This window comes from Corynebacterium sp. HMSC035E02 (assembly GCF_001836065.1).
GTDB lineage: Bacteria > Actinomycetota > Actinomycetes > Mycobacteriales > Mycobacteriaceae > Corynebacterium > Corynebacterium hiratae.
Window position 1 is genome coordinate 1 of sequence record NZ_KV827352.1, and the last position, 6,762, is coordinate 6,762.

Annotated in this window: 7 protein-coding genes and 2 pseudogenes; 5 read left to right on the forward strand and 4 right to left on the reverse strand. The window is 55.9% G+C overall.

Translation table 11 applies throughout. The annotated features are described in order from the left end of the window. Together HMPREF2635_RS13840 and HMPREF2635_RS13845 are read left to right on the forward strand one after the other, a co-directional pair. Positions 1–348 (forward strand): transposase (locus HMPREF2635_RS13840; protein WP_371326318.1); only part of this gene is annotated, 348 nt, incomplete at its 5' end. Positions 349–438: 90 nt separating this feature from the next. Further along, positions 439–657: pseudogene (locus HMPREF2635_RS13845) on the forward strand (integrase core domain-containing protein); the annotation flags it as partial. A 28-nt stretch (positions 658–685) separates the two neighbouring features. Here the strand turns inward: HMPREF2635_RS13845 and HMPREF2635_RS08660 are convergent. The 4 genes from HMPREF2635_RS08660 to HMPREF2635_RS08675 all read right to left on the reverse strand — a co-directional run bounded on the left by HMPREF2635_RS08660 (position 686) and on the right by HMPREF2635_RS08675 (position 5,292). Further along, complete coding sequence (locus tag HMPREF2635_RS08660; protein WP_049156256.1) at positions 686–1,501, reverse strand: ABC transporter ATP-binding protein; 816 nt, start codon at positions 1,499–1,501, stop codon at positions 686–688. Beyond that, positions 1,501–2,580: a FecCD family ABC transporter permease gene (locus HMPREF2635_RS08665; RefSeq protein WP_049156286.1), complete on the reverse strand. Its 1,080-nt coding sequence runs from the start codon at positions 2,578–2,580 to the stop codon at positions 1,501–1,503. The genes HMPREF2635_RS08660 and HMPREF2635_RS08665 overlap by 1 nt, the downstream gene beginning before the upstream one ends. Positions 2,581–2,621: 41 nt before the next feature. After that, positions 2,622–3,779: an ABC transporter substrate-binding protein gene (locus HMPREF2635_RS08670; RefSeq protein WP_049156259.1), complete on the reverse strand. Its 1,158-nt coding sequence runs from the start codon at positions 3,777–3,779 to the stop codon at positions 2,622–2,624. 151 nt (positions 3,780–3,930) lie between these two features. Continuing rightward, complete coding sequence (locus HMPREF2635_RS08675; RefSeq protein ID WP_231732355.1) at positions 3,931–5,292, reverse strand: MATE family efflux transporter; 1,362 nt, start codon at positions 5,290–5,292, stop codon at positions 3,931–3,933. A 470-nt stretch (positions 5,293–5,762) separates the two neighbouring features. Here HMPREF2635_RS08675 and HMPREF2635_RS08680 point away from each other — a divergent pair. From HMPREF2635_RS08680 to HMPREF2635_RS13040, 3 genes and pseudogenes are all read left to right on the forward strand, one after another. Next, positions 5,763–6,105: pseudogene (locus tag HMPREF2635_RS08680) on the forward strand (transposase). 150 nt (positions 6,106–6,255) lie between these two features. After that, the gene (locus HMPREF2635_RS13850) at positions 6,256–6,480 is read left to right on the forward strand and encodes an IS3 family transposase (protein WP_371325943.1); all 225 of its coding nucleotides are present in this window, start codon (positions 6,256–6,258) and stop codon (positions 6,478–6,480) included. Between the two features lie 31 nt (positions 6,481–6,511). Continuing rightward, on the forward strand, positions 6,512–6,762 hold a 251-nt coding region (locus tag HMPREF2635_RS13040; protein WP_168167659.1), incomplete at its 3' end, for a DDE-type integrase/transposase/recombinase.

The following is a 6,762-nucleotide window of genomic DNA, read 5'->3' on the forward strand; positions in this document are numbered from 1 at the left end:
CAGGTGTCTACCAAACAGGGGTCAGGTCCCTGGCACAGGCACAGGCGGATCACCAATCACAACCCGTACACCTCAACAGGCCGGATCTGCGCCCGGATTTGGTCGAGCGTGAGTTCAAAGCCCAAGGCCTTAAACAAGCTGTGGGTGGCCGACATTACCTACGTGCGTACGAAGAAGGGTTTTGTGTACACCGCGTTTGTCACTGACGTTTACTCCCGGCGGATCGTCGGATGGGCATTATCGGACTCGATGCGCACCGAGGTATTACCGCTGCAAGCACTCAACCAAGCGATTGTGAGCGCGAAGGAAACAACAGGCCTTATTCACCATTCGGATCACGGCTTATAGTACGTCAGCGTTGTCTACAACCAGCGTCTCGCCCAGCACGGGATTGCCGCTTCCACTGGGACCGTCGGTGACTGAAATGACAATGCTCTAGCTGAAAACGTTAACGGCTCTTACAAGAATGAGCTCATCCATACTCGCAGGTGGAATGATGTTGTCGAGGTAGAAATCGCGACGTTCGAGTGGGTGTCATGGTGGAACGAGGTAAGGCTCCACCAAAGCCTGGGATATCGAACCCCAGCCGAGGTGGAAACCGAATTGTGGAAGAAGAACCCGCAACAGGGAATAATAGAAATCAAGGAACATGCCTAGGAACAAAACTCGGGGCACTTCAAGCCCCTTATATGGCTCTGGATGTGGTGATTGCTGCAGAACCGTCATCAGTAAGGGTGACTTTTCCATCTACGCGGTAGACTTCACGCAACATTTTTGCGGTTAACACGTCCTTAGCTGCTCCGTGTGCGTATACAGTGCCCGCGTGGAGTACCGCAATGCGGTGAGCGAAGCGCGCTGCTTGTGAAAGATCGTGCATCGAAACCACGACCGCCGCGGGTGCTTCAGCTGCATAGGCGCGAATATGCTCCATGAGGATGAGCTGATTCCTTAGGTCAAGAGCGCTGGTTGGCTCGTCCAGTAGTAATGCCTGCGGCCGGCATACGATGGCCTGGGCGAAGCTTACTAATTGACGCTGGCCGCCGGAGAGCTGGGACATTGTTCGGGATTCTAGGTCTTCTAGCCCCAGCCGCGTGAGGACCGAGCTGACTCGGTCCTGTGTGGATGTGGCTACCCGTAGTCCGCTGAATCCCGTCCGGGAATGCTGGAGTGCCAGAAGTACCGATTCGAATACGGTAAGGGTGCTTTCCGGCGGGGGATCCTGTGGCAAATATACTGCCTCGGGCCCAGTGACGTCGCCGCTGAATCGGCATAGGTTAGCCATGCAGCGCAGCAAAGTCGACTTACCAGCGCCATTAGGGCCGACGAGGGCGGTGACGGTTCCAGCTTCGATCTTTGGGAGACATACGTCATTCAGTATCTGTTCGTCTCCATGGGAAAAGCACAGGTTATCTACCCGGAGTGTGGGTTCTGGCGGAACCGTGGGCGGTTGTTCCACGAGGGGGTCCTTTCTGGGGCAGGAAGTACTGGGAGAGGCGATCATTAGGTTGAGGAGACAGTTCGGGGGCGGCGTCGCAAAACAATGAGGACGACGAACACGGGAACGCCCACAATCGCGGTGATGATGCCGACAGGCAGAATCGCCCCAGGCTGGATCAGCTTGGATACCACTGAGGCTGAGGTCAGCAAAAGCGCACCTGAGATGATGGACGTGGTGAGGAAGAAGCGTTGGTCCTCACCAACGAGCATCCTGGCGATATGTGGGCCGACGAGTCCGATGAAACCAATTGTCCCGGCCATCGAAACGGCAGTTGCCGCCATAAGGGAGACTCCCACCAGCGTGTACGTGCGCAGCTTTGGGATATTGATACCCATGGACCTAGCGCGGTCGTCGCCCATTCGAAACGCGGTCAGCGTCCACGCATTGCGGTAGAAGTAAGCAATTCCGATTAGTGAGATGACCGCGAGAAGGCCGATCTGAGGCCACGTAGCGCGCGTAAGGCTGCCCAAGGTCCAGAAAACCACCTGCTCTAATTGGGTCTGCGAGGCGAGGTACTGCATTAGCGCTAGTAGAGCATCGAAGAGGAACACGATGGCTATGCCCAGCAGAATCATTCCCTCGGTACCAGAGCTCTTTGACCGAGAGAATAGGACGATCACCGCACAGGCCGCGAGGGCGAAGACCCAAGCACTGCCCGCCATTCCCAGCGCTGCCCCGATTCCCGCCGCGGTGAATCCTGAGACGGTGGCAAAGGCTGCGCCAAAGCTCGCAGCGGCGGAAATGCCCAGCGTATAGGGCTCTGCCAAGGGGTTATCCAAGATGGTTTGCATCTCTGCGCCGGCAGCAGCGAGGGTGCCACCGATGAGCACCGCTGTGACGGTCATAGGCAGACGTATATCAAAGATGATCTGCCAGTCAATTGGGCGGGAATCGCTGGGGTGAAAGAGCACGTAGAGCGCCTCATTTGCGTTCAAACTGCTGCCGATGAGGAAATCTATGGCAATGGTGACGCATAGCAGGGCCGTAAGCCCTGCGATGATCGCTACCTTTCGCCTGCTAGCTGTTCGGTACCAGTTTGACCGGGGGCGTTGCCGTTGCGGGGTAGAGTTTTGGTCGTCCACCTCGCTTCCGGTGGCAATTGATTGCGCTCGTGCTCCGTGGCTCATGGCAAACCAGTCCAGAAGGTGCCGCTAGCCTCCACAGGGAGGAATTTTTCATGTAGTTCTTCCAAATCGGCCTGCGGGTCGACATCGGAAAACAGGTCGGGGTGCATGGCTTTGGCAAACCACTCGATGGCTAGGTAGTTGTATGGGGAGTCGTAGAAGTGATGCCACGCAGCGTAGGCCCGCTTGTTCTTGACCGCCCGCATTTCCTTAAGGACAGGTTGCCCGTCAACAACGCGTTGGAAGTCTTTGGCTGCCTGTTCGGTGGACTCGTCGTAGCCCAGGGGTACAAAGCCATTCTTCTTTGGCTGCTGCTTGGCGCCGGTCCAGTCTGCGCCGGTGGCGATGATGACGTCTGGGTCTTTTTCAGCTAGCGCCTCGGGAGAGACTTGCCCCTGCTTGGCGTCGATCATATCGTCGCCCACGTTTTCGCCACCCGCTGCGTTAACAATTTGGGCTAGGTTGGACTTAGCGAAGGTAGAGCAGCAGTCGAAGTAGCCGGGAGCTCGCCAGAGGAAGGTCGGTGTGGGGGTGGCCTTGGCTTTTTCTAGGCGCTCCTGAACCATGTTCACCTTGGACTCATAGAACTCGGCATACTCTTCCGCTTCCTTCTCGTGGCCGAGTACCTTGCCGAGCAAGCGCACGCTCGGTGCGGTGTTCTTCACCGGGTCGGTAAAGTAATCGACGGTAACCGTGGGGATTCCGGCCTTTTCTAGACCGTCTACGATGCCAGCATCCTGGGCGGCTTCGAAGCTGCTTGCGGAGACAATGAAGACATCTGGACGGGAATTCAAAGCTTGCTCAACGGACATCGAGCCGTCGTAAACTTCACCAGTTTGCTCAATATCTTCGATCTCTGAGAATTTCTGTTCGTACTTCTTGTACGTGCCAGGGTCGTTCTGCTCCAGGTCATCTGGCCAGGCAACGATGCCCTGGAGCGGGTTTTCTTTGTTGAGGATGGATGTCGTGTAAAGCATCCGTTGCCCGCCCATGAGGACCCGATCGACGTTCTTCGGGACCTCGACTTCGCGCCCGAGAATGTCGGTGATCTGTTGCTTTTCTCCGTCATCTGCGGTCTGTTGTTCATCGTTAGTGCTGCAGGCAGCGGTCATAAGGAGGGCAGTGGCGGTGACGGCTGAGGCGACTACGCGGGCCATTCGGTGGTGAGGGGCGCGTGGGGTTTTAAAACCGCGAGCCCTAGTTGTCGTGAGGGACAAGGCAATCCTTTCTTCCAAGTGGATCTATTAGGTTAGCCATACCTTTGTTTATCTACAATGGGTGATGAAACTTTTACCCCCAACATTCCCGTTAAGTCAGTTCATTCAGTCGGCGGGAATATGTGCGTAGCAGCAGTACCGCCGTGGTTGCGAAACCCATGATGAGTCCTAACCAGACGCCATATCCTTCCCATCCGAGGAGCTTTCCAAATATCAGAATCCCGGGGACGCCAACCAGCCAGTACCCGACGAGGGTGCAGCGTAGCCCTGAGGTGGTGTCTTTCAGGCCTCTCAGTAGGCCCACTGCCACGTTTTGGATTCCTTTGGCGAACTGTTGCAGTACCGCGAGACATAGGAGCAGGACGGCAATGTGAAAGGTGGTGGGATCTGCCTCTTTTAAGAAAGGATGCAGTACCCACCTGCCCAACAGAAGCCACAGCGCGCCCATTATTCCCAGATACGTGACCACGACGAACAATATGCGTCGGGTAATCTCGCGCACTGAGTCGGCACTCTCGGCCCGAGCCCTTGTGATCAGCACCGAGCCGCCGTGAGAAAAGCCGATGCACACTTGGTAAACGATGTACGCCAGTTGGTTCACAATATTGTGCGCCGCTAGCATCTGTGGGCTAAAGGTCCCCATCACTAAACCGGCGATGGTTGTTATTGCAGCCTCCGAGCCATAGGTCAGACTGACTGGTACCCCGAGGCGGACGAGGCGGCAGATAGTCTCCCCATCTCCTTTACACGGAAGGATGTGGAAATAGGGCTGTAGCTCGGGAATGCGCAGTACCACAATCCGGAAGGCCAGGAAGGTAAGCAGTTGGATGACAGTTGTAGAAAGCCCGATGCCCGCTACCTTCCAGTGATCCGAGGCTGCCCATGTCATAAATAACCAGTTCAATGCGATATTTATAAATATCGATATCAGCGTGATGGTTAACAGGGAGCCGGGTTTTCGCATGCCCACGGCGAATTGGCGCAGGACGTTGAGCCACATCATCGGGACTAACCCGGGTGCGAGCGCAAGGGTCATGGCGAAGGTGAGTTGGGCAACGTGCTTGTCGATGGGCAGAACAAGGACCAATCCGCCTAGGGCGATGACCAGTAACGCGCCGAGAATTGCAGTGCCAGTGGCCACCGCGAAGGAGGAGCGCACAGCCCGCCGGATCTGTTCTGCTCCCGCCTCGCAATTTTGACAAGAGGTTTTCTCTTTTTCCATTTTTGCTGCTGCTTCAGCCACAAGATTTGCCCCGGCCGTCACCATGCCCACGCACATCGTGCGGATCTGGTTGTAAAGCTGCATCGCTAGGCCGCCGCCGGCTATCGCCAGTACGCCCACGGACTGCAGCATCAATACGTCCGTGGTGGTCAATGCAACTCCGGCGAGTTGTACTCCAGCGATGGGAAGGGAAATTCCCAGAACTTCGCGATATTTCCGGATGGATTTCAACCTCGCAGCCACCTTCAACTTCGGACTAACATTCGTCTCGGCCCTCGCTTCTCATCTTCTAAACCTCGCCCATTTTGGCGGCTGGTCTCCAATGTGCTGCGGTTTCTAGCGGTAGATACGCAGCACATCCGATTCATTTGCGGCCTCCAGGCCGTTGAAGCGAATGGCGCTGCGATACATCTGCACCAAAGTTGCAATCGGACGCTGCCGTCTGCACCATGGAAATTAGTGGTTCGCCCCTGCGGATTCAGCTGGTGCTGGCCGATGCCCCAGCGGTACCACCGTTGGTTGAGACCGAATCCCGTTCAGGGCTGGTGTTTGCAGCGGCAGAGACTCCCTTCGGAAAGTATAAAGATTATACCTAGTTTAGGTAAGGCTACCATAATTGAAGATTTCCACTTCAAACACTTCAGGTGGAAGGAGTGTGAAGATGGATAGGAGAGACTGAAGTGTCCCAGGTTTTGTTCCGTCTGAGTAGATGGGAAAATCTGGAATATGCCAAGAAAATTTGACCAGGATGCAAAGGACCGTGTGGTCCGTCTTGTAGAGGACCGTATCTTGGCGGAAAATATGTCGATGCAAGCCGCGTGCCAGGCAGTAGCTCCAAAGCTGGGGGTTTCATGGCACACGGCTCGTCAGTGGACCCAGCAGGCCCGTCGTGCGGGAAACATCCCAGAACCTGTGCCTGAAGACTTGGCCGCGGAAAACGCGAGGCTACGCCGTGAAAATCAAGAGCTACGCGACACCAATGAGCTACTGAAGGCTGCCTCGGCTTTTTTCGCGTCGGAACTCGACCCAAAACGTCGGAAATGATCCGGTTCATCGATGAGTATCGGGATCGTTTCTCCATCGAGTTCATTTGCGAGACGTTAAACACCCACCGTGTTGGCGGTTTCATCACGTCCCGTGGATACCGCCAATCAAAAGCCCGTGGGCTTAAGTGCTCGTCGCCTTCGTGACGCTGTGCTGATTGAACGCATTGGTGCCATTCATCGGGATAATTACGGTGTCTACGGCGTGCGGACAATGTGGCATGCGCTTGACCGTGACGGAATCGACATCGGTCGTGAACAAACCGCCCGGCTGATGCGCCTAGCTGGTGTTTCTGGCAAAGGCAAAGGCAGATCACCAATCACAACCCGTACACCTCAACAGGCCGGATCTGCGCCCAGACTTGGTCGAGCGTGAGTTCAAAGCCCCCGGCCCGAACAAACTGTGGGTGGCTGACATTACGTATGTGCGCACGAAGAAAGGCTTTGTGTATGCCGCGTTTGTCACCGACGTTTACTCCCGACGGATCGTTGGGTGGGCGTTATCAGACTCCATGCGCACCGAAGCGTTGCCGCTGCAAGCTCTTAATCAGGCGATCGTGTGTGCTGAGGAAACAACAGGTCTCATTCACCATTCGGATCACGGCTCGCAGTACGTCAGCGTGGTCTACGGGCCTGACCCCCGGAAAGTAGACACGTC

What these genes read in the sequence shown, in the direction of transcription:
- HMPREF2635_RS08660 (WP_049156256.1), bottom strand. Translation starts at nt 1,501, where the DNA reads ATGATCGCCTCTCCCAGTACTTCCTGCCCCAGAAAGGACCCCCTCGTG.
- HMPREF2635_RS08670 (WP_049156259.1), bottom strand. Translation starts at nt 3,779, where the DNA reads ATGGCCCGCGTAGTCGCCTCAGCCGTCACCGCCACTGCCCTCCTTATG.